Annotated in this window: 22 protein-coding genes and 3 tRNA genes; 19 read left to right on the top strand and 6 right to left on the bottom strand. The window is 68.9% G+C overall.

Features of this window, described 5'->3' with window-relative positions:
- The first annotated feature begins 8 nt into the window (after nucleotides 1–8).
- The 11 genes from VHR41_16970 (at nucleotide 9) to VHR41_16920 (ending at nucleotide 11,514) form a co-directional block, all read left to right on the top strand.
- Entirely contained in the window at nucleotides 9–929 is a 921-nt protein-coding gene (locus VHR41_16970) for a DUF4097 family beta strand repeat-containing protein (protein HEX3235889.1), read from the top strand.
- 509 nt (nucleotides 930–1,438) lie between these two features.
- On the top strand, nucleotides 1,439–1,963 hold the full coding sequence (locus tag VHR41_16965) for a DUF4402 domain-containing protein (protein ID HEX3235888.1): 525 nt from the start codon (nucleotides 1,439–1,441) through the stop codon (nucleotides 1,961–1,963).
- A 108-nt stretch (nucleotides 1,964–2,071) separates the two neighbouring features.
- Nucleotides 2,072–2,572: a hypothetical protein gene (locus tag VHR41_16960; protein ID HEX3235887.1), complete on the top strand. Its 501-nt coding sequence runs from the start codon at nucleotides 2,072–2,074 to the stop codon at nucleotides 2,570–2,572.
- Nucleotides 2,572–3,420 carry a hypothetical protein gene (locus VHR41_16955; GenBank protein ID HEX3235886.1) on the top strand — a complete coding sequence of 283 codons (849 nt, stop codon included), beginning with the start codon at nucleotides 2,572–2,574 and terminating at the stop codon, nucleotides 3,418–3,420. The genes VHR41_16960 and VHR41_16955 overlap by 1 nt, the downstream gene beginning before the upstream one ends.
- Nucleotides 3,420–3,959, top strand: coding sequence for a hypothetical protein (locus VHR41_16950; GenBank protein ID HEX3235885.1), 540 nt, complete (start codon nucleotides 3,420–3,422; stop codon nucleotides 3,957–3,959). Before VHR41_16955 ends, VHR41_16950 begins: the two co-directional genes overlap by 1 nt.
- A gap of 6 nt (nucleotides 3,960–3,965) precedes the next feature.
- The gene (locus tag VHR41_16945) at nucleotides 3,966–6,548 is read left to right on the top strand and encodes a hypothetical protein (GenBank protein HEX3235884.1); all 2,583 of its coding nucleotides are present in this window, start codon (nucleotides 3,966–3,968) and stop codon (nucleotides 6,546–6,548) included.
- Nucleotides 6,549–6,871: 323 nt separating this feature from the next.
- Entirely contained in the window at nucleotides 6,872–7,423 is a 552-nt protein-coding gene (locus VHR41_16940) for a hypothetical protein (GenBank protein ID HEX3235883.1), read from the top strand.
- A 6-nt stretch (nucleotides 7,424–7,429) separates the two neighbouring features.
- Entirely contained in the window at nucleotides 7,430–8,008 is a 579-nt protein-coding gene (locus VHR41_16935) for a hypothetical protein (GenBank protein HEX3235882.1), read from the top strand.
- Nucleotides 8,009–8,198: 190 nt separating this feature from the next.
- Nucleotides 8,199–8,627: a hypothetical protein gene (locus tag VHR41_16930; GenBank protein HEX3235881.1), complete on the top strand. Its 429-nt coding sequence runs from the start codon at nucleotides 8,199–8,201 to the stop codon at nucleotides 8,625–8,627.
- A gap of 6 nt (nucleotides 8,628–8,633) precedes the next feature.
- Entirely contained in the window at nucleotides 8,634–9,395 is a 762-nt protein-coding gene (locus VHR41_16925) for a hypothetical protein (GenBank protein HEX3235880.1), read from the top strand.
- A 4-nt stretch (nucleotides 9,396–9,399) separates the two neighbouring features.
- Nucleotides 9,400–11,514 carry an OmpA family protein gene (locus VHR41_16920; GenBank protein HEX3235879.1) on the top strand — a complete coding sequence of 705 codons (2,115 nt, stop codon included), beginning with the start codon at nucleotides 9,400–9,402 and terminating at the stop codon, nucleotides 11,512–11,514.
- Nucleotides 11,515–11,524: 10 nt separating this feature from the next.
- Here the strand turns inward: VHR41_16920 and VHR41_16915 are convergent, their stop codons facing one another.
- Nucleotides 11,525–11,980 carry an FKBP-type peptidyl-prolyl cis-trans isomerase gene (locus tag VHR41_16915; protein HEX3235878.1) on the bottom strand — a complete coding sequence of 152 codons (456 nt, stop codon included), beginning with the start codon at nucleotides 11,978–11,980 and terminating at the stop codon, nucleotides 11,525–11,527.
- A gap of 74 nt (nucleotides 11,981–12,054) precedes the next feature.
- A tRNA-Pro gene (locus tag VHR41_16910) sits at nucleotides 12,055–12,128 on the bottom strand.
- Nucleotides 12,129–12,421: 293 nt separating this feature from the next.
- On the opposite strand from VHR41_16910, the gene VHR41_16905 reads away from it, so the two are divergent.
- Nucleotides 12,422–12,604, top strand: a complete 183-nt coding sequence (locus VHR41_16905; protein ID HEX3235877.1) for a hypothetical protein — start codon at nucleotides 12,422–12,424, stop codon at nucleotides 12,602–12,604.
- 466 nt (nucleotides 12,605–13,070) lie between these two features.
- Nucleotides 13,071–14,111, top strand: coding sequence for a hypothetical protein (locus VHR41_16900; GenBank protein HEX3235876.1), 1,041 nt, complete (start codon nucleotides 13,071–13,073; stop codon nucleotides 14,109–14,111).
- Nucleotides 14,112–14,211: 100 nt separating this feature from the next.
- On the opposite strand, the gene VHR41_16895 is transcribed toward VHR41_16900, so the two are convergent.
- Nucleotides 14,212–15,456, bottom strand: a complete 1,245-nt coding sequence (locus tag VHR41_16895) for an MFS transporter (GenBank protein ID HEX3235875.1) — start codon at nucleotides 15,454–15,456, stop codon at nucleotides 14,212–14,214.
- A 190-nt stretch (nucleotides 15,457–15,646) separates the two neighbouring features.
- On the opposite strand from VHR41_16895, the gene VHR41_16890 reads away from it, so the two are divergent.
- From VHR41_16890 to VHR41_16865, 6 genes are all read left to right on the top strand, one after another.
- Nucleotides 15,647–17,233 carry a transglycosylase SLT domain-containing protein gene (locus VHR41_16890; GenBank protein ID HEX3235874.1) on the top strand — a complete coding sequence of 529 codons (1,587 nt, stop codon included), beginning with the start codon at nucleotides 15,647–15,649 and terminating at the stop codon, nucleotides 17,231–17,233.
- Between the two features lie 33 nt (nucleotides 17,234–17,266).
- Nucleotides 17,267–17,473 (top strand): hypothetical protein, encoded by a 207-nt coding sequence (locus VHR41_16885; GenBank protein HEX3235873.1) that lies wholly within the window; start codon nucleotides 17,267–17,269, stop codon nucleotides 17,471–17,473.
- Entirely contained in the window at nucleotides 17,470–18,534 is a 1,065-nt protein-coding gene (locus VHR41_16880) for a hypothetical protein (protein HEX3235872.1), read from the top strand. The genes VHR41_16885 and VHR41_16880 overlap by 4 nt, the downstream gene beginning before the upstream one ends.
- A gap of 95 nt (nucleotides 18,535–18,629) precedes the next feature.
- Nucleotides 18,630–18,764 (top strand): hypothetical protein, encoded by a 135-nt coding sequence (locus tag VHR41_16875; GenBank protein ID HEX3235871.1) that lies wholly within the window; start codon nucleotides 18,630–18,632, stop codon nucleotides 18,762–18,764.
- A 17-nt stretch (nucleotides 18,765–18,781) separates the two neighbouring features.
- Nucleotides 18,782–19,234, top strand: coding sequence for an MgtC/SapB family protein (locus tag VHR41_16870; protein HEX3235870.1), 453 nt, complete (start codon nucleotides 18,782–18,784; stop codon nucleotides 19,232–19,234).
- 80 nt (nucleotides 19,235–19,314) lie between these two features.
- Nucleotides 19,315–20,412, top strand: coding sequence for a hypothetical protein (locus tag VHR41_16865; GenBank protein HEX3235869.1), 1,098 nt, complete (start codon nucleotides 19,315–19,317; stop codon nucleotides 20,410–20,412).
- A 28-nt stretch (nucleotides 20,413–20,440) separates the two neighbouring features.
- Here the strand turns inward: VHR41_16865 and VHR41_16860 are convergent, their stop codons facing one another.
- The 3 genes from VHR41_16860 to VHR41_16850 all read right to left on the bottom strand — a co-directional run bounded on the left by VHR41_16860 (nucleotide 20,441) and on the right by VHR41_16850 (nucleotide 21,178).
- Entirely contained in the window at nucleotides 20,441–20,722 is a 282-nt protein-coding gene (locus VHR41_16860) for a prolyl oligopeptidase family serine peptidase (protein HEX3235868.1), read from the bottom strand.
- Between the two features lie 258 nt (nucleotides 20,723–20,980).
- Nucleotides 20,981–21,052, bottom strand: a tRNA-Thr gene (locus tag VHR41_16855).
- Between the two features lie 44 nt (nucleotides 21,053–21,096).
- Nucleotides 21,097–21,178: transfer RNA gene (locus tag VHR41_16850), tRNA-Leu, on the bottom strand.
- Nucleotides 21,179–21,344 lie beyond the last annotated feature (166 nt).

Here is a 21,344-nt window from a genome sequence, read left to right as displayed (position 1 = left end):
CCGCGACCGTGCTGCTCTCCCTCGCCACCGCTGCTCTCGCCACCATGAGCGCGCTGCCACAGGTCGACACCACCGTGGCGGTCTCGAGTGGCCAACGCCTCGAGGTGGACAATTTCGGCGGCGAGGTCAACATCAAGACTTGGAGCCGGAATGCGGTGCGGGTCCAGGCGGACCCGTCCTCTCGTGCGGAGGTGCAGGTCTCCACCGCCGGGTCGGTGGTGAATGTGAAAACCGAAGGGCGCCACGGCCCGCCGTCGGTCGACCTGGAGATCACCGCGCCGGCCTGGATGGGGCTCGACCTCTCGGGAGTGAACGGCGACGTGACGGTGCGTGGGGCCAGGGGCCCCGTGACGGTCGAGACGGTGCAGGGGAGCGTGGACGTGACCGGCGGCCAGGGGAACGTGTCGCTGCGCTCGGTCCAGGGCTCGGTGACGCTGCACGGAGCCCGGGGGCGGATCGACCTGCACTCGGTGAACGAAGACGTCTCGGTGTTCGACGCCTCCGGCGAGATCACGGCTGAAACGGTGAACGGGGAGATCACGCTGGCGCGGGTGGACGCGACCAGCCTCGATGCCAGCACCGTAAACGGAGATCTCAGCTACGACGGCCCCATCCACAACGGTGGACGCTATACCCTCTCCAGCCATAATGGGGACGTCACGCTCGCCGTTGCCGAGGGCACCAGCGCCGCCATCTCGGTCTCCACCTTCAATGGCGAGTTTCAGTCGGAGTTTCCGGTGACCATCAACGAGACCCGGAAAGGCAAGCGCTTCAACTTCACCATCGGTTCTGGCAGCGCACAGGTGACGCTGGAGTCGTTCCAGGGCACCGTCGCACTGGTGCGGCCGGGGCACCTGCACCGATCGTCCGACGAGAAGGGAGATGACGACGACCACGACCGTAATCGGGATGACGACCACGACCGGTGAGCACCGGCACTTCGACGATCTCGGCCGAAACTGGAATCGTCGCCGCATCTTGCCCGAGTAGCGACCGGGAAACAGCCCGCGAGAGGAAGCCCCGAGCACCGTCGGTGAGCGGGTGATTGCCCCGACCGGGCCGATGGCCGTCACCAGTGCCTCTTCCGGACCGCCGGCGGGCGGCCGTCCATCGTATGGGCTGCACTCGGCAACCGCTGGCCCCTTCCTCCCAGCCCGACGCAATCATATGCCCCGTCTCAGCTTGTCCCGCGGTCCGGCGCATCCGTGCGCGGGTCCTCCTCGCTCCTCTCCCAGTTATCGGCGCTACCGCGCACGGCGCTGAGCGCTGTCGAAGCCTTCGCCACCAGACGGGCGGCGCCGTCGAAAATCCTGACGTCAACGAATGCCGCGCAACAGGCCGGAACGGTCACTGGCACGGAACTTGGTTCCGTCCCGCCCGAAACCAGGTCGCCCCCGACCACTATCGGCAACTCGACAACCTTTAGGTGGAGACAGCCATGAACGTGTCCGTGAAGGGTGCCTTCGCCGGCGCCGCTCTCGTGCTCGGTGCAATGAGCACCGCCCAGGCCCAGGCCACTCCGGCCACCGCAAGCATTCCGGCGCAGGCCGTCGTACAGACCGCTCTCACGGCCACGACCGTGCGGGGGCTCGATTTCGGCTCGACCTTCGGCGGCATCGCGCGGACGGTCCTCCCCAGCGACGTGACTTCGGGCGAGGTTGGATTCGGCGGCGGCGCGAACGCGGAGATCACGATCACCTTCACCTCGCTGCCCGCGACGCTGACCGGTCCAGGCACGGCGATCCCCCTCACCTATGGCTCGACCGCCGCGGCCACCAACCCGGCCGGCACCCGGGCGGGCTCCACGACCTTCGACCCCACGGTGGCCCGCACGGTGCGGCTGAACAACTCGACCGGCTTGCTGAGCCTGTACCTGGGCGGTACCGTTACCCCGCCGGCCAATCAGGCCCCCGGCACCTATACCGGCACCGTCAATCTGAGCGCCGCCTACACCGGCAACTGACCGGCGCGGTCCCGAACGGATGGAGGCTCCGGAACGCTGGCGGGCGCGATGTCGGTCCGCCAGCGTTGCCGTTCGTGGAATGATCGTCATCACCGGAGGGGATTGCGGGTGAGTCTCGCGCCGCATTTGCTGCTCGTCGGAGGCCTCCTGACTCAGCTGGCGCTGCCGGCGGCCGCCGGTGCACAGGGGCAGGGCAATGGGGGGCGAGCCCTCAACGCACTGAATCGGCAGATGCTGGATTTCGGGACCCTGTTCGCCGGCACCCCAACGAGAGTGAGCCGGCTGGATGCGCTCCGCGCCGGGCAGTTTGAGCTGCGCGGCGCCAAGGGCTCGGAGGTACGGGTGGACCTGGGATTGCCCTCGGCGCTGACCGGGCCCCGCGGGGCCAAAGTGCCGCTCGGGTTCGGTCCCGGAGACGCCGGATACACCCGGGACGGCACCATTGCGACCGCCGCACCGTTCGATCCGCGAAGCGCGCTCATCACCACACTCAGCGGGAACGGCCGGCTGTACCTGTTTCTCGGCGGCACCGCGTCTCCCGCCGCCCGGCAGACCGCCGGCACGTATGCCGGTACCATCACTCTGACTATCGCCTACACGGGAACCTGATGCGCCGCTTCCGTCTGATCCGCCGGGTCACTGCCGCTGCCGCCCTCGCCCTCGGAGCACTCGCCGTGTGGCCCCTGGTGCTGGAGGCGATCCTGGTGGCGCCCCATGCGGTGTTCATGGACCACCGGAGCCGCACTGGTCAGGTGTTCCTGGTGAACACCAGTGATACCCCGGAGGAGGTGTCCATCGACCTCACCTACGGGTACCCCGCGACCGACTCCAGCGGCACCATCTACATCAAGCTCGTCGACCAGCCCGACTCGAGCGAGCCCTCCGCGGCCGGCTGGGTCAAGGCCTACCCCCGTCGCGCGGTGCTGGCTCCGGGACAGCGGCAGGTCGTCCGGTTGCTCGCGACGCCACCCGCCGATCTGGCGGACGGCGAGTACTGGAGCCGCATCATCGCGACCTCCCGCGGGTCCAAGGTTGCGGTCGTGAGCGGCGAAAGCGGCGTCTCCGCGGGCCTGGCGCTCGAGCTCCGAACCATCATCTCGCTGTCCTACCGGAAGGGCGAGGTGCACACCGGTCTGGACCTCACCGATCTCCGCGCGGCCCAGGAGGGAGACTCGCTGGTCGTCTGGCTCCGCGCCGACCGCCGCGGCAACGCCGCCTTCCTTGGTACCCTCACCGGTCAGCTGGTCGACGCCGGCAACCACGTGCGCGGCGAATGGGAGAGCCCGCTCGCCGTCTATCACAGCCTGAACCGCCGCTACGTCTTCCCGATCGATAGCGCCGCGCCGGGCCACTACAGCTTCCGCCTGGGCGTGACCACCACGCGGAGCGACCTGGACCAGCACCACATTCTCCCTGCCGAGCCGGTGAGCCGGACGGTGGATCTGGAGATCCGCTGATGCGGCAGGTCCGCCGCTCCGCGCTGCTGCTCGCGTTGCTGGCGTTGGCCGGGCCGCGCGGTGCCTGGGCGCAGACGACCGCCTCGTTCGCCGCCAACGCCATCATCGACAATACGGCGGTCACCATCGGCCAGCTGAACGGCCTCGACTTCGGCGTGGTGGTGCCGGGGACGCCATTCGCCATCGGGCCGAAGACGGCGCTCGCCGGCAAGCTCGTGATCCACGGCGTCAAGAACGCCGAGGTGCGGATCACCTTCGCGCTCCCGGCGGTGCTGCAGGCGGGGACCCAGAACATGCCGATCAGCTTCGCCGACGATCCGGTCGTCGGGAAGATGGGGTGTCACCGCAACCAGGATCAGCAGACCAACTGCACGGCCTACACGCCATCGACCGCGCTCGTGGTCCGGATCCGCAACAACCCGCCGCCGCAGAATACCTTCTTCGTGTGGATCGGTGGCAAGGTCTCGCCGACCGTGGGACAGCAGCCCGGTATCTACACCGGTCTCGTCACCATGTCGGCGGCCTACACCGGAAACTGACCCTCCGTGCGCGCGGCCGTCCTGCGCCGGCTTGCCGCGCTCACCCTCGCCGTCGCGCTCGGACGCTGCCCCACGTCGCTGCACGCCCAGGAGCTCGCGGGCGCTGACAGCGCGCTCACCGACGTGCTGCTCCAGCTCCGGATCGATGGAGGGCCGGTCGAGGTCGTCTCGGCTCTCGGGCGCGACACGCTCACTTTGGTGCCCGTCCGCCGGTTTCTCGAGCTCGCCGAGGTGCGGCTCGCTTCGGGGGTCGCGCGGCGCCGAATGGCGGGCGTGCTCCAGCCCGGCCGCATCCCGTTCGCCTTCGACGCCGATTCGGGCACGGTCTCCCGCGGCGACAGCGTCTGGCGGGTTGCGCCGGAGGCGCTCCTTTGGCGGGGCGATGAGCTGTATGCCAGCACGGCCGCCCTCGGTGCCGCTCTTGGCATCGATTTCCAGGCCGACTTCGGCGAGCTGATCCTCGTGGCCAGCCATACCTCTGACCTTCCCGTCGTCCGCCGGCTGGCCCGGGAACAGCGGCGCCGCACGCTGCTCGGACTCCCCGCCACGACGCCCTGGGAGACCACCCTGGCGCGTAACCGGCGCGTCGCCGACGGCGCCGTCCTCGACTGGGCCTACACCGGCGCGCTCACCGATCCGGTGGGTGCCTCCCTGCTGCAGCTCGGGCTTGGCGCCGAGCTCCTCGGCGGCAGCCTCGAGCTGCAGTATGCGGGACAGCAGTCGGATGCGGGCGGCAGCACCGACCTGCGGTCGTCCTGGTCCGGCGTATGGCCGGGCGGACGCTGGCTCCGACAGCTCCGTCTCGGCGACATCGTTCCGGGCGCGCGGCGCGGACGCGTGCTGCGCGGCATCGAGCTCACCAACGCGCCGTTTCTTCGCCCGGCCGCCTTCGGCCAGGAGCTGCTCGACGGCTCACTCCCCGACGGCTGGGAGCTGGACCTCTATCAGGACCAGCAGCTGCTGGGCTATACGGCCGCCGGTGCCACCGGCCACTATGCCCTCGACGTGCCGCTGCAATACGGCGCCAATCCGATCGAGATGGTGGCGTACGGGCCCAATGGCGAGGTGGTGCACCGGAGACGGACAGTCCAGGTGCCGTTCGACCGCCTGCCCGACGGCCGCTTCGAATACGCCGTGAGCGGAGGCGCCTGCCACGGCGAGCCATGTGCTGGCGCCCTGTCGCTCTCGGCGCGATACGGCGTGACGTCCTGGCTCACCGCGGAAACCGGCTCCGATAACTTCTGGCGCGACTCGCTCCCCGACCTCTGGCATCCCTACGCGCTGGTGAGCGCCGCCGTCACCTCCTCCACCAGTCTGACGCTGGAGGGCGTGAGCCGAGGATTGGTGCGCGGGCGCGCGGACTTCGACCCCACGCCCGATCTGCATCTGGACGTCGAGCACACCAGGTTCGCCAGCGGGGTTCCCTCGCCGCTCATCAGCGGAGCGGAGCGGGATCGGACGGACGCGGTGGTCTTCTGGCGGACGCGTCCCGCCAGCGGCAGCATCGTGCAGCTCGCGCTCTCCCACACCCGGCTGGCCACCGGAGCCAGCGACGCCGAGCGGCTGGCGCTCACCTCGCGGTTGGGCAATCTGCGAGTGGTGACCGGAGTTCACCACCGCCGACTTCCCACTACCGCCGACGCCTCGCAGGTCGGCATCGATGGCGCGGGCGACCTGGTCCTGCGCGGCCCCGGCCCGGTCCTCCGGAACCTGTTCCTCCGCGGCGATCTCTCGCTCGAGACCTCGGGGCTCTCGCGGGTGACGCTCGGCGTCGGTCGCCAGCTCGCCGGCCCGATCCGGCTCGATGTGGGCGGCGGGTGGACCCGCGGCCAGGGCGGCATGGCGCTCGACCTGGCGCTCACCACCAATCTGCCCGGCCTGCGCGGCGTGAGTCGCAGCCGCTACACGGCGGCGGCCGGTCTCGAGGGGACCAATCTCCTCGAGGGCTCGGCAACCTACGACGGTCATCTGCGGCGGGTGGAGCTCGGAAACGGGCCGCTCATCGGGCGCGCGCGAGTGGTGGGACGGGTCTACCGCGACCTCGATGGCAACGGGATTCAAGGTACCGAGGAGCCCGGCGTCGCAGGAGTTCGGCTTCGGGTCGGCTCCCGCGGCGTCACGACCGACTCGCTCGGGCGCTACTCGGCCTGGGACCTCGTGCCGTTCGAGGCCACCTCGGTCGAGGTGGACACTCTCTCCATCGACGACCCGCTGTGGGTGCCGGCCTCGCTGGTCTACCGGCTGGTGCCCGGCCCCAACTCCTACGACGCGGTGGACGTGGCGCTGCTCCCGGCGAGCGAGGCGGCGGGCCGAGTGGTGCTCGGCGACGATGAGGCGGGCGTGGGCGGGGTAGCCGTGGTGCTCCGCCACGTGAGCTCGGGCGCCACCGTGCGGATCACCACGTTCAGTGACGGCTCGTTCTACGCGACGGGGCTGCGTCCGGGTGCGTACGAGGCGACGGTGACCCGCGAGACACTCGACCTGCTGAAGGCTCGGCAGACGCCGGCCAGCTTCGCGGTGGCGGCTCCTCAGAGCGGTCCGGTGGACGGCATCGTGGTTCGGCTGCGGCGGGAGCCGCAGGCCCCCTGACTCGAAGGGAGGTACAGGCCGCCCTCGCACAATGAGCGATACGAGGCGTCCGGATGGCCCGCTCCGCGCCTATTTCGTATCGCCGGTTCGTCCGCTGCTGCACCCGGGAGCGGTACCGTTCCCCAGGCCTCGATGTCAAGACTCGACTGCGCCAGAACTTCCGGCCCCGCCGCCCGGCCGGGGTGTCGAATTGCGTGACGCGCAGAATCCTGACGCCCTCCGTCAGTTCAGCCTATGCGAAAGCTGGCACGGCACTTGTAATTCCGCCACCCGAACCAGTGTACACGTACCACCGACCACCCTTTAGCCCCCGGAGTCACCTCATGCAGCTCGTCACGCGCGGAATGGCGGGTGCCCTCGCCCTGACCCTGGCCGCCGGCGTGGCCAACGCCCAGGTGGGTCTGACGTCCAGCCCCGCGACGGTGTCGCTCACGGCCACCAAGTCCAGCACGCTGACGCTGAGCCCCACCTCGGGAACCGCCACCCTCGCGAGCATCACCGACAGCTCCGCGGCCAACGTGTTCACTCCCGTCACGCTCACCACGGCGTGGAATCTGACGGCCGGTACCTCGATGAAGCTGGTGGGCTGGTTCGCCACCCCGGCACAGGCGATGGCCAATGGGACCGACTTCATTCCGTCGTCGAAGGTGGAGGGGCGGGTGGGAGCCACGGCGTTCGCGCCGTTCACCAGCGGCGCGACTGGCGGCGTCGGCGTGGCGAACGGAAGCCTGGTGCTCTACTCCCAGGCGGTGGGTGCCGGCTCGTTCCTCGGCAGCCGGTCGGATCAGCTGGACGTGCGGCTCAACCTGGCCAACACCTTCACGGTCGCGGGCAACTACACCGGGACTCTCAACCTCCAGGCCGTGGTTCAGTAGCGCATCATGCCCAATGCCCCGCGCGCCTGTGCGCTCTTGCTCCTGCTCTCGGGGGCGCCGGCCACGCGGGGCGTCGTGGCGCAGACGGGTCAGCTCGGGCCCGCGCAGATTCTGGCGTTGGTGGCCGCGTCGCCCAGCGTGCTGGGCGTGACGGTGACCTCGGGGGCGACGCAGTCGATCGCCAGCCTGACCGACAATGCGGTCAATTCCTTTCCGTCTCCGGTCGGGGTGCTGACCAACTGGAACCTCAACCCCGGGCAGACCGCATCCGTCTCCCTGGTGGCGTACTTCGCGGTTCCGGCGCAGGCGCTGGTCGGCGGCAGCACCCAGATCCCCTCCAGCCGCGTGCTGGGACGGATGACGACCGGCGCGCCGACCACGTTCACGGCCATCAACCAGGGCAGTGTGGGTGGCCTGGGCACGGCCGGCGGAAGCCTGAACCTGTTTACCCAGGCGATCAACGGCGCCAACAAGGTGGCCAGCCGGACCGACAACCTGGATCTGGAGCTCAATCTGGTAGGGTTCCCGACGCTGACGCCCGGTACCTACACCGGCACCCTGACGATCCAGGCGGTAACCCAGTAGCGTGGCGCTGGGGGTGGCGGTGGCGGCAGCGGCAGTGGCAGTGGCAGTGGATGGACTCACGCGGATACGGCCTGGCGACGATACTGAACCCTTGACCCGAGGTGGTACCCCGACACGACACTGACCCGAGGATACGACCTCATGGCGCGGCTTCCTGGCGGCTTCCCGCTCCGGCCCGTACTTTCGGCCAATGCGCCGATCCGCCCCCCTGCTGGCCGGAGCGATCCTGCTCCACACGGCCCCGCTGGCCGCTCAAGTCGGCTTGGCCTCCGTCCCTCGGTCCGTGACGTTGATCGCCACCCGTCTGCCCAGTGTATCCGTGACGCTGCCCGGCGGCGCCGCGGCCAAACTTGGGGATGTCCCCATTCCCGTGGCGACCTCATGGAGCGCTGACCCCGCCGAACCCGTGGCGGTCTCCCTGGTCGCGTTCGTCGAGGCGCCGGGATCCGCGGGAGCGTCCAGAAGCAGCGTGAGGCTGTTCACTCCGCCCATCCCTGCGCTCGAGGCGGGAAGCGGCCGCGGCGATGGAATCCAGGTCCGGATCGACCTGATCGATCGGCCCGACCTGATCGCGGGGACGTACCCCCGGACGCTCAATCTGGTAGCGATCACCCAATGAGGTCCCATGCGTTGGCTTCGTGCTCCCATCGCAGTCGTCGGGCGCGTTCGATGCCCGGCTAGCCGGCTGGCCCGGCTCGCCGGCCTGTTGCTGCTGGTTCCCCAACTCCTCCCCGCCCAGTCCGTCACTCCACCGATCGCCGAATACCAGGAGCATGCCAGCTCCAGCTTCCGGCTCAGCAACGGCAGCCTGTACCCGCTCAACGTGGTGCTCGAGGTCCGCGGGTTCCGGGTGACCGAACAGGGCGAGGTGGTGGACGTGCCGCTCGACACCACGCGTCTCCACCTCAAGCTCTCGGCGATGAGCTTCCGGATTCCTCCGCGGGCATCGTACACCGTGTTCTACGAGGCCAGTGCGGACAGCCTGCCGGCGTGGTTCAACATCATCAGCGCGATGACCGGAGCCCGGAGCGACAACGGCCTCAACGTCCGTATCCTGCTGCCGCACGTGGTCTACCTGAATCAGAAGCGACGGCTGGAATCCAGCGATGTGCTGGTGCGGACGATGGAGATGGATTCCTCCGGCCGGCGGGTGCGAGTGGAGCTGGAAAACCGAAGTGATCGCCTGGGCCGGATCATCGAGCTGACCGCCACGGACGGACATGCGCGCTCCGGGGCGAGTGGCGGCTTCCCCATCTTCCCCCACAGCCTGCGCTGGGTCGAGTCGTCCTGGGCCGGGGCCGAGCCCCCGACCAGGGTGATGGTTCGCACCGCCAAGTTTACGCTCGACACGATGCTCGCGCCGCCCATCTCCGCCGCGGCACCCTGAGCCGATGTTGCGCCGCCGTCCGTTGGGGCTCCTGCTCGCCGCGCTCGTAACGGCGCCCATCCTTCCTGCCGCCGCCCAGACCGTGGTGCAGCTCGAGGGCGGCGGCTCGACCCTGGTGAACGGCTACGGGGCCACGGCCAACTTCTGGCGGCCCGGAGCGGACGGCTGGATCGGGATCGGCTACCTCGATGGACTCCGGGTGGGCGCCTTCCTCCGTACTTCGGTGGGACGCGACACGCTGAGGCTCGGCAACGACGTCCTTCAGATCCGATTCCCCACCGACATCTTCAACAGCGGGCACAACCTGCTCGTCCAGGGCGCCGGCTGGACCGGCGGAGACGCGCGCACGTCCTATGCGTTGTTCGGCGGTGCCAGCTCCAGCGGCCTCGGCGCCCAGACCTTTCAGCCCACCAGCGTGGAGCGCCCGCTCGGGGCGCTCATCGTCACGCGGCGACTATCCCCGGTGCTTCGGCTCAGCGGCACGGCAGTGGTCGCGGAGCGCCAGACGGTGGTGCCGGGACTCGAATGGCAGCCGTCGCCCGATTTCACGGCGGCTCTGGCAGGCGGAATCGGGTCCGACCGGCCCTATGCCGCCTCCAGCGCCCAGTGGCGCCATGGGCCCCTCGGCGTTCGCGCGGCGTACGCCTGGAACCCCGACCGATTCCGGAGGGTGGCGGTACCGTCGCCTTACCAGACGGAGAACGATCGGGAGAACGCAGTCGTCACCTACGATCTCACGCCCGCCTTCAGCGTCGGAGTGGCCCGGCAGAACTTCGTGCAGGATTCGGCCGACTCGCGCCCGGCCGTGCGGGCCAGCGGCAACTCGGCCTTCGCAGGCGGGCGGCTGAGCGACTGGCGGGTCACCGCCGGCATCTACGATTCCCGCTCGCAGGGGATCCGCAACCTCAGCTCCTACTTTGCCCTCGGCCGGGAGCTCAGCTCCTGGCTCGACACGGAGCTCTTCATTCTGCAGAGTCGGCCCCAGGGGCAGCCGGTCGCGACCACGCCGCTCGCCAATCTCCGCTGGCACGTGGGCCCGCACCTCGGTCTGATGCAGCAGATCAGCTACCGCGACCGCCGGGCCACGGTGCTCTTCGGCGCCAGCGTGATCACCGGGATCGGGGAGTTCGGGGTGGACTATCAGATCGTTCACCAGCCGTTCCAGCCGTTCAAACCGTTTCGGAGCGCGCTCAACCTCACGGCTCGGCTGCAACTGGGAAGCTATTCGACCAACTTCGGCACCTACATGCGCCCGGATGGCGCGATGGACTACTCTGCCTCGGGCAGCACGTTCCTCTACATGGGCTCCTCCACTGGAGCGCAGCCGCTTCAGCTCCACACCGGCATCGCCCGCTACGTCGCTCGCGGCACGGTCCGCGACGAGTCCGGCGCCCCGGTAGAAGGCGCGGCGCTCGACCTCGGCGGACAGGTGGTCTTCACCAATGCGGAAGGCGTTTTCTTCCTGCGGGACAGCCGGCCCCGGCGACTACCGGTGACGATACTGCTGACCGAGTTCCTCTTCCCGGGACGCTGGGAGCTGGTCCACGGCCCGGCGGCAATCGACGCCCGGCCCGAGGGGCGGGACGCGCCCGCGGAATTCGTGCTTCGCCGGGCGGAGCCGATGCTCTCCCCGCCACCTGCCGCGCCGCCCGCGGCGAGTCCGGACACGTCCGACGCCCCGAGCGAGGAGAGCAGCGCTCCCATCGGAGAGAGCCACGCGGCGCCCGAGCCCGCGGTGCTCCCTCCCGTCGAGACGATCGATCTCGATCGTGATATCCTGGGCCCTCACCGGGTGCCGGCCCGCTTTCCCTGGGGATCGCGACGGATCTCACCGGTGTTCCGGCCGGCTCTCGATTCGTTGGCGGAACGGCTCGTGGCCACACCCGAGCTGGTGGTGGAGATCCAGGGACACACGGACGCCACTGGCGGCCGGCGGGCCAACCTTGCCCTATCGCTCGCTCGCGCCGATGCCGTGCGGCGCTACCTGGTGCGCCGGGGAGTTCCGTCCGAGCGGATCCATACGCGCGGGTTCGGCTCGAGCAGGCCCGCGGCGGACAATCGCAAGCCCGCGGGCCGGGCGTTGAATCGGCGAGTGGAGCTGCAGCGAGCCGAGGAGTAGCGCGCTCGCTTTACCGTACGTCGAGGAGCTCGACGTCGAACACCAGCGTTGCTCCTGGAGGGATATCCGGCGGCGCTCCACCGGCGCCATATCCCAGGTCCGGCGGGATCACCAGTGTGCGTCTGCCACCCACCTTCATCCCCGCCACTCCCTCGTCCCACCCGGCGATGACCTGGTGGGCGCCGAGCCCGAACTCGAACGGCTCGCCGCGGTCCCTGCTGCTGTCGAACTTCTTCCCGTCCAGTAGCCAGCCGGTGTAGTGCACCTTCACCTGGTGTCCCGGTGTGGCCTCGGCGCCTTGTCCCACCGTCACGTCCTTGTATCCCAGGCCCGAGGCGGTTCGCGTCACGGCCGTAATGTCCACCGGCGGGCCGCCGGCCTGGGCGGTCTCCGAGCGGGGAGCGCGGTCGCGGGACCCGCAGGCCGCCAGCAGCATGAGCCCGCCGAACAGTGGGAGCAATCGCATGAGTACCTCGAGCTGAGGAAAGTGAGCGTGGCTGGGTCCGGCAACGACAAGGCCGACCCGAAGGTCGGCCAGAGTCGGGACGGCGGGATTTGAACCCGCGACCCCTGCAACCCCATTGCAGTGCGCTACCGGACTGCGCCACGTCCCGTACTACGAGGAGCGGAAGTGTATCTCCAAGGTATTCCCGAGGGAAGGCCCGGTGGGCGGCGTACCTGGGCTCCGCGCCATGCCCGGGTGCAGATTGCGAGACTACCCCTGGAACGGGGCCCCGGCCAGCCCACCCCTGGGCCCGGTGACTCGCCCCACCTCATGCTCTGCCGCCCTACTCCGATACTAGAGGGGCCCCTTAAGGATCCAGCGGGCTGGTGGTCCGGCCCGGCACTTGCTTTGACTTTCGGCGCAGGGCGCCAACACACCGAGGCTGAAACGGAGGAGAGGGCGATGAGTCAAAGCGATGGAAGGCCGTGGGAGGGCGAAGGCGACCTTCCCTGGGACACACCGGACTCGGAATTGGAAGGCGGAGATCCGGAGGCGTGGCGGGGCGATGTGCACCTGGGGGACTGGCCGGAAAATCTCGCCGGTCCGGAGTATTGGCTCTACAAGAAAGAGGACAGCGATGAGTGAGCTCGGCTCACCGATGATGGAAGCCTGAGGGGGACCGGAACGCCGGTCCCTCGTGCTTTTAGGTGGTCCCACCCACCCTCCGTTTCATAGCCCCCTCCCCTATTGAAATTGCCTAGCCAGAACCCCTTGTCAGGACACGACATACACTGTCTTGACAGCAACTAAGTTGTTGTTAATTTGTATCTTACGTTGGGTCGTGAGGGGACGGGCCGCACTGCCGCTGTGAGTTCCCACCGCACGTTTCGGCTCTCTCACCCGCGATTTGCGCCCTGGCAATATGCGCAGGTCCGATCCGTCGCCCCAGCGACCTCGGAACCCGGAATCCAGTGGCGACACCACGGCACAGAGGCTCGGGCCCAACGGAGGGACCCCAGGGTATTCGGGGCAATGGAATCGGAAGCGGACCGCGGACACTCCGCGTGTCCCCACACGTAATCGGATGCTGGAGAGTGAGACGATGTCAGAGATGACGAATGCCGTTGAGGTCCCCGCCGCGTCGGCGGCGCCATGGGATCCGTTTCAACTGATGGACCGGATGGACGAGGAAGCGCTCCGCAAGGAGCTCGAGGGGGTCGCCAGCACCGAGCTGGTGTACGTGGTGAAGGAAGGCGGCCAGGAAGTCGTGGGGCTGTCCAAGACCGGGGTGGACGAATGCTGCATGGCGCTCGTCTCCCAGGGACAGGTCATCCGGGAAGAGGATCTCCAATACGAAGTCATCGGGGAGGCTGAAGATCGGGAGGCGCTGTTCAAGGTGAAGGCTGCCCGCTATGCCGTGTCACCCGCAGGACAGGAAGTCCGTCTGGACCAGGTGATCGGCGTCAAGCGTCAGCCCCTCTACTACGAGCCGGCGCAGCTCGATCTCGACGCCAAGGTCCCGAGCAAGAAGTACAAGGGAAGCACCTACCGCGAGCTGCTCGCCACCGACGACGGCCGGGATTACCTCGGCTGGATGGCGGAAAACTTTCAGGAGGGGCAGATCCGCGACTTCGTTCGCCGGATTCTCGCCGGTGAAGAGATCGTGGCCCAGCGCGGCCGGCAGCTCAATCCGCACTGGTACGAGGCCGGCGCCATGAAGGCGGCGCGGAACGCGCGCTTCCGCCTGATTCCGGGCAACGTGCGGGCCCAGGTCATCGCCAGCGCCAGGCAGCACGGCCAGGCACGCGTGGTCGAGGCGCGGACCGGCACTCTTCGTGGCGTCAACAAGGCCGTCCCGGCAGTGCCCGCGCCGCCAGCGCCCGCGCCGGCAGCGCCCGCGCCCACCCCGACCTTGCAGCCACCCCTGGCCGAGCCGATCAGCCGGGTCGGCCCGCACGCGCCCACCGAGAAGCAGGTCGCCTTCTATCAGCGGCTCGCGGAGTCGCCCGTCTTCTCCGAGGAGGAGCGGAAGCGGGCCTTCGATTGGCTGGCCAGCAAAGCCACTCGGCAAACCATCAAGGACCAGATCGACTGGCTCAAGCGGCAGGTGGAGACCCGCAAGGCCAACCGCGCCGGAGAGTCCGCGGCGTAACGGGCCGGCAGCGGGAAGGACGGAAAAGGCGGGAAGGTTCGGAAGTGCAGGGATTGGAAACCTTCCCCTCCTTTCCGCCTTTCCCGTCCTTCCCGCCCTTCTAACGAATCTCCCGCAGCCGTCGAAGCTCAGGTACCCTGAGCGCGGTCACCGCCACAACTGCCAGCGTCACCATCCCACCCAGCACCACCGAGGGCACGGTGCCCAGCAGCTTCGCCGCCACCCCCGACTCGAACGCCCCGATCTCGTTCGAGCTTCCGATGAAAATCGCGTTGACCGAAGACACCCGGCCCAACAGATGGTCGGGGGTCAGCACCTGCAGCAGGGTCGAGCGCACCACCACACTCACCGTGTCCACCATGCCGCTCAGCACCAGCAGTGCCAGCGAGAGTGGAACGCTGCGCGAGAGGCCGAACCCGATCATCGACAGCCCGAAGCAGGCGACGCTCACCAGCAGAGTCCGTCCCGCCCGCATGAGCGGCGGCCGGTGAGCCATCACGAGCGACATCAGCACCGCGCCGGCTGCCGGCGCCGCCCGCAGCACGCCGAGGCCTTTTGGACCCACATGGAGGATCTGATCGGCGAAGACCGGGAGCAGCGCTGTGGCTCCGCCGAAGAGCACCGAGAACAGATCCAGCGCGAGCGCCGCGAGCACCACCGGCTGCCGCCGGACGAAGCGCACTCCGCCAGCCAGGCTCTGCAGCACCGAATCCTCTGAGGGAGGCGGGACCTTGCGGACGTGATCGATCCGGGTGATCGATACCAGAGCGACCAGCATCAGTCCGACGTCCACCGCATACGCCGCCGTGGCCGTCCCGAAGCCATAGATCAGGCCGCCGAGCGCCGGACCCAGCACGGCGGCGAGCTGCCAGGTGGAGCTGCGCCAGGTCACGGCGTTGGGGTAGAGCGGCCGGGGCACCACCTCAGCGCTCAGGGCGGTGCGCGCGGGCTGGAGGAAGCTGCGGGCGATGCCGCTCAGGAAGATCACCAGGTAGATCGGCCACACCTGGCCCTCATGGATTAGCCCCCGCCGGATGGTGAAGGTGAGCAGCGAGACCGAGCAGACCAGCAGCGCTACCAGCGCCATCCGGGCGATGGCCAGTCGGCGGGACCGATCCGCCACATGACCGGCCGGCAGGGCGAAACCGATGAACGGGATCGCCTCCGCGAGACCGATCAGGCCGAGCGAGAGCGGGTCGTGCGTGAGCGCGTAGATCTGCCAGGCAACCACGACGGCTTGGAGCTGGGTCGCCACGTTCATCGTGAGCAGGCTGACGATGAACCAGCGGAAGTTGGGAATGCGGAGCGAGGCGTAGGGATCGTGGCGCGCGAGAGGGAGAGTCATCGGGCCGCAAAATAGCGCGTTTTGCAGACGGCGCCGAAGTTTGCCGGTGCCACTTCACGCATCGTCCCGTTTTGCTGCCGCAACTCACTGAGCTGCAATGGGTTGGGTTTGTTCGTCCGGCGGCCCGTTTTGTGCTCTTTCGACCCTCGATTCCGGGCGCCATCGCCAGCCCCCTTCTCCGCCAGTCGACATGAAGCGATCGCTATTCCTCTGCACCGCCCTTCTCGGCGCTACGGCCTGTGCGGCCGGCATTCCGCCCGCACCGAGCGCGGAGCCGGTTGCCGCGGCGGTGCAGGACTCACTGGTGCCTGTGGTCGATCTCTCGGCCGTGTCCGGTGAGGCCGCCGCGGACGCAGTGGTGCTGAACGATCTGGCCGTGACCGCACCGGATCCCGCCGTCGTCCCCGCCTTCGACGCCCAGCGCGTCCGCTGGGACATCGACGTCAAGACCTTCGCCAGCCACCCGCGGGTGCAGTTCTACCTCGGCTACTTCCAGGCCCCCGCCCGGTCTCGGATGCAGGTCTTCCTTGCCCGCGGCGCCCGCTTCGAGCCGATGATCCGCCAGCGATTCGAGGCCGCCGGGCTTCCCGGCGACCTTGGCTACCTGGCCCTGATCGAGAGCGGCTACTCCAGCGAGGCGGTGAGCCGGTCCTACGCCGTGGGCATGTGGCAGTTCATGCGGGGAACTGGCCGCGGCTACGGCCTCCGGGTGGACTCCTGGGTGGACGAGCGGCGCGATCCGGTGAAGGCCACCGACGCCGCCGCTCGTCATCTGAGCGATCTGCGCCAGCGGTTCGGCTCACTCTATCTCGCCGCGGCGGCCTACAATGCCGGCGCTGGCAAGGTCTCCCGCAGTCTCGGAAAGCTGGAGTGGGACGCTCCCGCCGTGGCGGACACGCCTGAGGCGGACAGCGCGGAATCCGACACCACCGATGCCGACAGCACCGCGGCCGACCCCGACACCCTGGCCGAGGAGGACGACAGCACCCTGGCGGAGGCCGACTCCACCGCCGAGGAGTTGGAGGTGGCCGCGGACGTCAACCTGGTCACCAGCGATGCCGCCTTCTTCCGGCTCGCGTCCAACGATCTCCTCGCCGCCGAGACCCAGGACTACGTGCCCAAGCTGATCGCGGCCGCTTTGATCGCGAAAGAGCCCGCGCGCTACGGGCTGACGCCGGTGTCTGACGCTCCGTTCGCCTACGACTCGCTGATGGTCACCGAGGCGACCGGACTCGACGTGGTGGCCCGGCTGGCCGGAACCAGTGTTACGGAGATCCATCAGCTCAACCCCCAGTATCTCCGGCTCGCGACTCCGCCGCATTCCAGCATGGTCATCCGGCTTCCTCCCGGCACCGGCCCGACGGTCGCGGCCAAGTACGCCGCGCTCCCGGCCAGGGCCCGGGTGCACTTCCTCTCCTACGCCCCTCGGCGCCGCGAGCGGCTCACCTCGGTCGCGGCGCGCTATCACCTCCCGGCGAGCGAGATCCGGTTGGCCAATCCAGGGGTGCGTTCGGCCTGGGCGGCGAAGGGCACACGGCTGGTCATTCCGGCGGTGGCCGTTCCGTCCCGCCTGGCGATGCAGGCCACCGGCACCATCGGCTCCTCCCACGCGCACCGCCGTGGCGGTCGCGGCATCCACCGGGTACGCCGGGGCGAGACGCTGACCGGCATCGCCCGGCGGTACCGGGTGTCGGTGCTGGCGCTCCGGCGGGCCAATGCTCTCTCGCGCTCGCGCGACGTCATCCGTGCCGGAATGCGCCTTCGCATCCCCGGCTGATCCATTCACCCTTCACCGACTCGCCAGGATCCAATGTCCGCCGCCCTGAGTGCCGCTGCCGCCAGCCAGACTGCTCCAACCGCCCCGGTGTCCACCCGCGTGGCGATCGCCGTACTGGGCACCATGCTGTTTCTCATCCTGGCCCTCACCGTCCTGCTGGTGCATTCCACCTGGGTGAACCCGGCGAGCGCGGCGGAGCTTCCGCCCGCGGTCGACCAGAGCATCATCGCCCAGCGTTGACGGTCTCCGTCCGGAGCCTCCTCGCCCTCGCGGTCACTCTCGCGTCCCCGGCGGGCACGCCGCGGCCGGATGCTCAGGTGTCCGGCTACGCCGCGATGGGGCCGGACATCGGAGATACGCTCCACCCTGCTGCGCCCGTGGCTCCCGGTGGCCGCGCCGCGTTGGGCGGAGGCATCGCCATCGACGGCTATCTCTCGCCTCGCGGCCTGCCGCCCCTCCGCGGCCAGGTGCTGGTGACCGACAGCGGGCTGGTCTTTCATTCCGCAGACAACAGCGTCCGCGCCACCTTTCCTTTGATCGGTCCGGTACGGCAATCGGGCGGACGGCTCTGGCGTGCGCCGGCCGTCTCGCTGGCGTATGCCACCGAGCGCGGCGGCGGGACGGTGTACCTGTTCCGGATGGACGGGGCGGTATTCGAGACCCGGATGCCGGGCCCCCTGCTCGAAGTGGCCGGTCATCCGGCCTGGCTGGACAGCCTGGTCTCGCGCGAGTGGGCGGTGTACGGGCCGGTGGTGAGCGTGGGCGACACGGCGTCGGCCACCCGCTCGGTCCAGACACTCGCCCGCAGCAGCTTTGCCGACTCGCTCTATGCCCTCTTCGGGCGGCCGAGCTGCCCGTTCGGTCTGGTGGGTGAACGCGGGCGCAGCGCGGGCCGGCTCGGCGAATACATCGCGTCCCGCGACTCGCTCTCGCTCGACCCCTGGCACATCGGCAGCGAGGCGCAGATGCGGCACGCCTTGGCCCACGAGCTGGCCCACCGGTGGCAGGCCCGGGCGCCCGCGCAGTTCGCGATCCTGTGGCAGGGCGTACCCCCGATTCAGGACCCCAAGCGCTACGGACACGAGAGCATCTCCGAGCACCAGGCAGAGGCGGTCGCCTTCGCCATCCACTTCCTCCAGACCACCGCCGCGGCTGACCCCACCGCCGCCTCGAGCGACCTGCTGGAGCACTACGAGCTGCTGGTGCCGGGGACCAGCGTCATGGCGCGCTATCTGGCGCTGCAGCCGCTCTACCGCAGGCACCCGCTCCGGAAGCTCCTCACCACCGGTCGCATCGTCTAAGCCCAAGTCGCTCCGGTCCGGCCGTCTGTGTTGCGGCGCACGGCGGGCCCGCCCCCAATCGTCTATCTCTCAGCCTTGACTCCTGGGAGGAGACGATGCCAGTCACCCTGCAGTGCCTCGAGTGCGGCTTTCAGATCACCGTAACACTCTCCAAGCCGGAGACGGCCGGGGCCATCGCGGAGTCGATCTCCTGCGGCCATTGCCGGTGCCGCCGCTGGGTCCCTGCCTAACGGGTGACCGGACTCGGATGTCTCTGGGGGATACGGCCCGCTTCGAAACGCTGCTCCTGCTCCGTGTCATCCTCGCCGGCGGGCTTGCCGCGGTGATCGGCTGGGAACGGGAGCACGCGGGCAAGGCCGCCGGCTTTCGCACCCACATGCTCGTCTGCATGGCGGCCGCGCTCTACACCGCCATTGGGACGATGGAGCTCGACGATGCCGCGGCGCGGCCCGAAGGGCTTCGGTCCGATCCGATCAGGGTGATCCAGGCCGTCGCCCTGGGGATCGGGTTTCTCGGGAGTGGCGTCATCCGCATCGCCAAGGACAGCGAAGAAGTCCTGGGGCTTACCACGGCCGCCTCGATCTGGGCCACCGCGGCCATCGGAATCGCGGTGGGGTATGGGCGCTTCATTCTGGCGGTCGGGGCCACCCTCCTGCTGGCGCTGGTGCTTCACGTGCTCCCCCGGGTAGAGCGGCCGTAAGCGGGCCTGGAGCGATCTCCGCGTTTGGCGGGCGCGCGCCCGCTCGCTAGATTTGAGCTCCTTTCTCAACCCGCAGGGCCATGACGACCCGACCCCGCCTGACCCGGACCGCATGTGTGGCGCTGGCCTGTCTCGTGGCCGGGCCGCGGACGGCGATCGCGCAAGCCTTCGCCTGGAAGAGCGGCGTCATCTTCTACGGCGACAACACCGAATTCTTCAATCCCTACCGCACCGGGCAGACCATCCTCGGCGCGCAGCTGGAGACCTACCTGTCCGCCGTGCTGGGCCCTCGCACCGAGATCATCCTCGGCGCGTATGGCAACCATCTGAGCGGCCGGAGCGACTTTCTCGACACGGTCAAGCCGCTGCTCGGGTTCCGCTACCGCACCAAGAGCTCCCTCGGCGTGCTGGGCACGCTGGTGACCGAGGACCGCCACGGCTATCTCGAGCCGCTCGAGGTGAGCACCCTCGAGTTCACCCGTCCGGTGGAGTACGGGCTGCAGTGGCGGGAGGACCAGCACAGTTTCGGAGGGGAGATCTTCATCGACTGGCAGCACCTCAACACTCGGGACAGTCGGGAGGTGTTCGACTACGGGCTGCTGCTGCACGCCCGGCCGACGTCATATCTGACGCTCGAGTTCCAGGGGCACGGCCTGCACCACGGAGGGCAGCTCTACACCGCGGGCGTGCCGGTCACCAACAACGAGGTCGCGGCCGGTGGTGTTCGGGTGCATGGCGGGCTGCCGGTGGCTGGCGCCAGCGAGCTCGCGGTGTTCCTGCTGGGGAGCCACGGGAACATCGAGGCGTTTCCTCCGGCGGGGAGGCCGGATCATGGGCACGGCACCTACGTGCGGGGGTCAATCGCGCCGCATGGGTGGGCCGAGCTGTTCACGATCCAATGGTGGGGACGCGACTTCCTGTCGGACGAAGGGGACAACAGTTACGGGTCGACGGGCTCGGACCCGGCGTACTACCGCTCGAGCCGGCGATATCAGGAGTACGGTATCGCGCGACGCACCACCATCGAGTCGGCGATCACCCTGGACACGGAGCTGCGGTTCCACCGGTTCGACGATCTCAACAGCATCGCGCTGGGGCACTCCAAGTGGGAGTACTCGTACCGGCTGGTGGTGCGGGCGCCGTTCGAGGTGGGGCTGGGGCGGGCGGAGCGGGACTAGCGGGAAGGAAAGCGATTGCACGCCGGCCTCAGTGTCGCAGGTGCTTCCCATAGAACGCCACCATCCGACGCGCCGCGTCCACCGCGGCGGCCCGGGTCCATTCGTAAATCACGTGGCCCTGCCCCGCATACGAGGCGAACTCCGCCGGCCGGCCGAGTCGTTGGAGGGCGGTAAACAGCTTCTGGCCGTCGTGGTACGCCGCGTCGTGATCGCCGTGCACGATCAGGAGCGGGGTCATGATGCTGTCCGCCTGATAATAGGGCGAGTTGTCGATGTAGCGCCGGAGATTGGCCCAGGGGTGCGTGCCCATCCGTGCCTGCCCCTTCTCGTTCCGATCGGGAGAGCGGGCAGGTCAATGCATTGTAAGATGGGTCCTCATGCGAACGGCCGACAGGGTGCATGCCACATACGGGACGCCGAGGCCGCGAGCAGCGCAGGCTTGAACAGGAGACCTCTCACAAGCCCACAGCAATAGGCGCTTCTTGGCGCGAGAGCCTTACGCACAGCCGGGTATCAAAACGCCCGCCAAGTTTGGCGGGCGGTGACGATCGCGGAGCGAGCTGCCGAGAGCCACTGGTCGGATTTGAACCGACGACCGCTCGATTACGAATCGAGTGCTCTACCCCTGAGCTACAGTGGCGGAGAAGCAAGACGGGGGCGCACGGCGGTGCGCCCCCGATGCGATGCCCTGGCGCGGATTCGAACCGCGACGCCTTTCGGCACTACCCCCTCAAGATAGCGTGTCTACCAGTTTCACCACCAGGGCGCTGCGGGCGTGCAAGATACCCCCCGTACGAGAGGGGGTCAAGCGAGAAACGGCCGCACTAAAACAGCCGAACTCGCACGGAAAACGGGTTGTCCGCGATCAGCACGCCGTTGAGCGAAATGTCGATGGTATACGTGTCCGGCGTGGGTGGATGGAAGCTGGCCGT

Source organism: Gemmatimonadales bacterium, assembly GCA_036265815.1.
Lineage (GTDB): Bacteria > Gemmatimonadota > Gemmatimonadetes > Gemmatimonadales > GWC2-71-9 > CAVVWJ01.
The sequence above is the reverse complement of the archived record's forward strand: the minus strand, read 5'-3'. Positions and strand labels throughout refer to the sequence as shown.

What these genes read in the sequence shown, in the direction of transcription:
- VHR41_16965 (HEX3235888.1), top strand. Translation starts at nt 1,439, where the DNA reads ATGAACGTGTCCGTGAAGGGTGCCTTCGCCGGCGCCGCTCTCGTGCTC.
- VHR41_16955 (HEX3235886.1), top strand. Translation starts at nt 2,572, where the DNA reads ATGCGCCGCTTCCGTCTGATCCGCCGGGTCACTGCCGCTGCCGCCCTC.
- VHR41_16950 (HEX3235885.1), top strand. Translation starts at nt 3,420, where the DNA reads ATGCGGCAGGTCCGCCGCTCCGCGCTGCTGCTCGCGTTGCTGGCGTTG.
- VHR41_16940 (HEX3235883.1), top strand. Translation starts at nt 6,872, where the DNA reads ATGCAGCTCGTCACGCGCGGAATGGCGGGTGCCCTCGCCCTGACCCTG.
- VHR41_16935 (HEX3235882.1), top strand. Translation starts at nt 7,430, where the DNA reads ATGCCCAATGCCCCGCGCGCCTGTGCGCTCTTGCTCCTGCTCTCGGGG.
- VHR41_16930 (HEX3235881.1), top strand. Translation starts at nt 8,199, where the DNA reads ATGCGCCGATCCGCCCCCCTGCTGGCCGGAGCGATCCTGCTCCACACG.
- VHR41_16925 (HEX3235880.1), top strand. Translation starts at nt 8,634, where the DNA reads ATGCGTTGGCTTCGTGCTCCCATCGCAGTCGTCGGGCGCGTTCGATGC.
- VHR41_16920 (HEX3235879.1), top strand. Translation starts at nt 9,400, where the DNA reads ATGTTGCGCCGCCGTCCGTTGGGGCTCCTGCTCGCCGCGCTCGTAACG.
- VHR41_16915 (HEX3235878.1), bottom strand. Translation starts at nt 11,980, where the DNA reads ATGCGATTGCTCCCACTGTTCGGCGGGCTCATGCTGCTGGCGGCCTGC.
- VHR41_16905 (HEX3235877.1), top strand. Translation starts at nt 12,422, where the DNA reads ATGAGTCAAAGCGATGGAAGGCCGTGGGAGGGCGAAGGCGACCTTCCC.
- VHR41_16900 (HEX3235876.1), top strand. Translation starts at nt 13,071, where the DNA reads ATGACGAATGCCGTTGAGGTCCCCGCCGCGTCGGCGGCGCCATGGGAT.
- VHR41_16895 (HEX3235875.1), bottom strand. Translation starts at nt 15,456, where the DNA reads ATGACTCTCCCTCTCGCGCGCCACGATCCCTACGCCTCGCTCCGCATT.
- VHR41_16890 (HEX3235874.1), top strand. Translation starts at nt 15,647, where the DNA reads ATGAAGCGATCGCTATTCCTCTGCACCGCCCTTCTCGGCGCTACGGCC.
- VHR41_16885 (HEX3235873.1), top strand. Translation starts at nt 17,267, where the DNA reads ATGTCCGCCGCCCTGAGTGCCGCTGCCGCCAGCCAGACTGCTCCAACC.
- VHR41_16875 (HEX3235871.1), top strand. Translation starts at nt 18,630, where the DNA reads ATGCCAGTCACCCTGCAGTGCCTCGAGTGCGGCTTTCAGATCACCGTA.
- VHR41_16870 (HEX3235870.1), top strand. Translation starts at nt 18,782, where the DNA reads ATGTCTCTGGGGGATACGGCCCGCTTCGAAACGCTGCTCCTGCTCCGT.
- VHR41_16865 (HEX3235869.1), top strand. Translation starts at nt 19,315, where the DNA reads ATGACGACCCGACCCCGCCTGACCCGGACCGCATGTGTGGCGCTGGCC.
- VHR41_16860 (HEX3235868.1), bottom strand. Translation starts at nt 20,722, where the DNA reads ATGGGCACGCACCCCTGGGCCAATCTCCGGCGCTACATCGACAACTCG.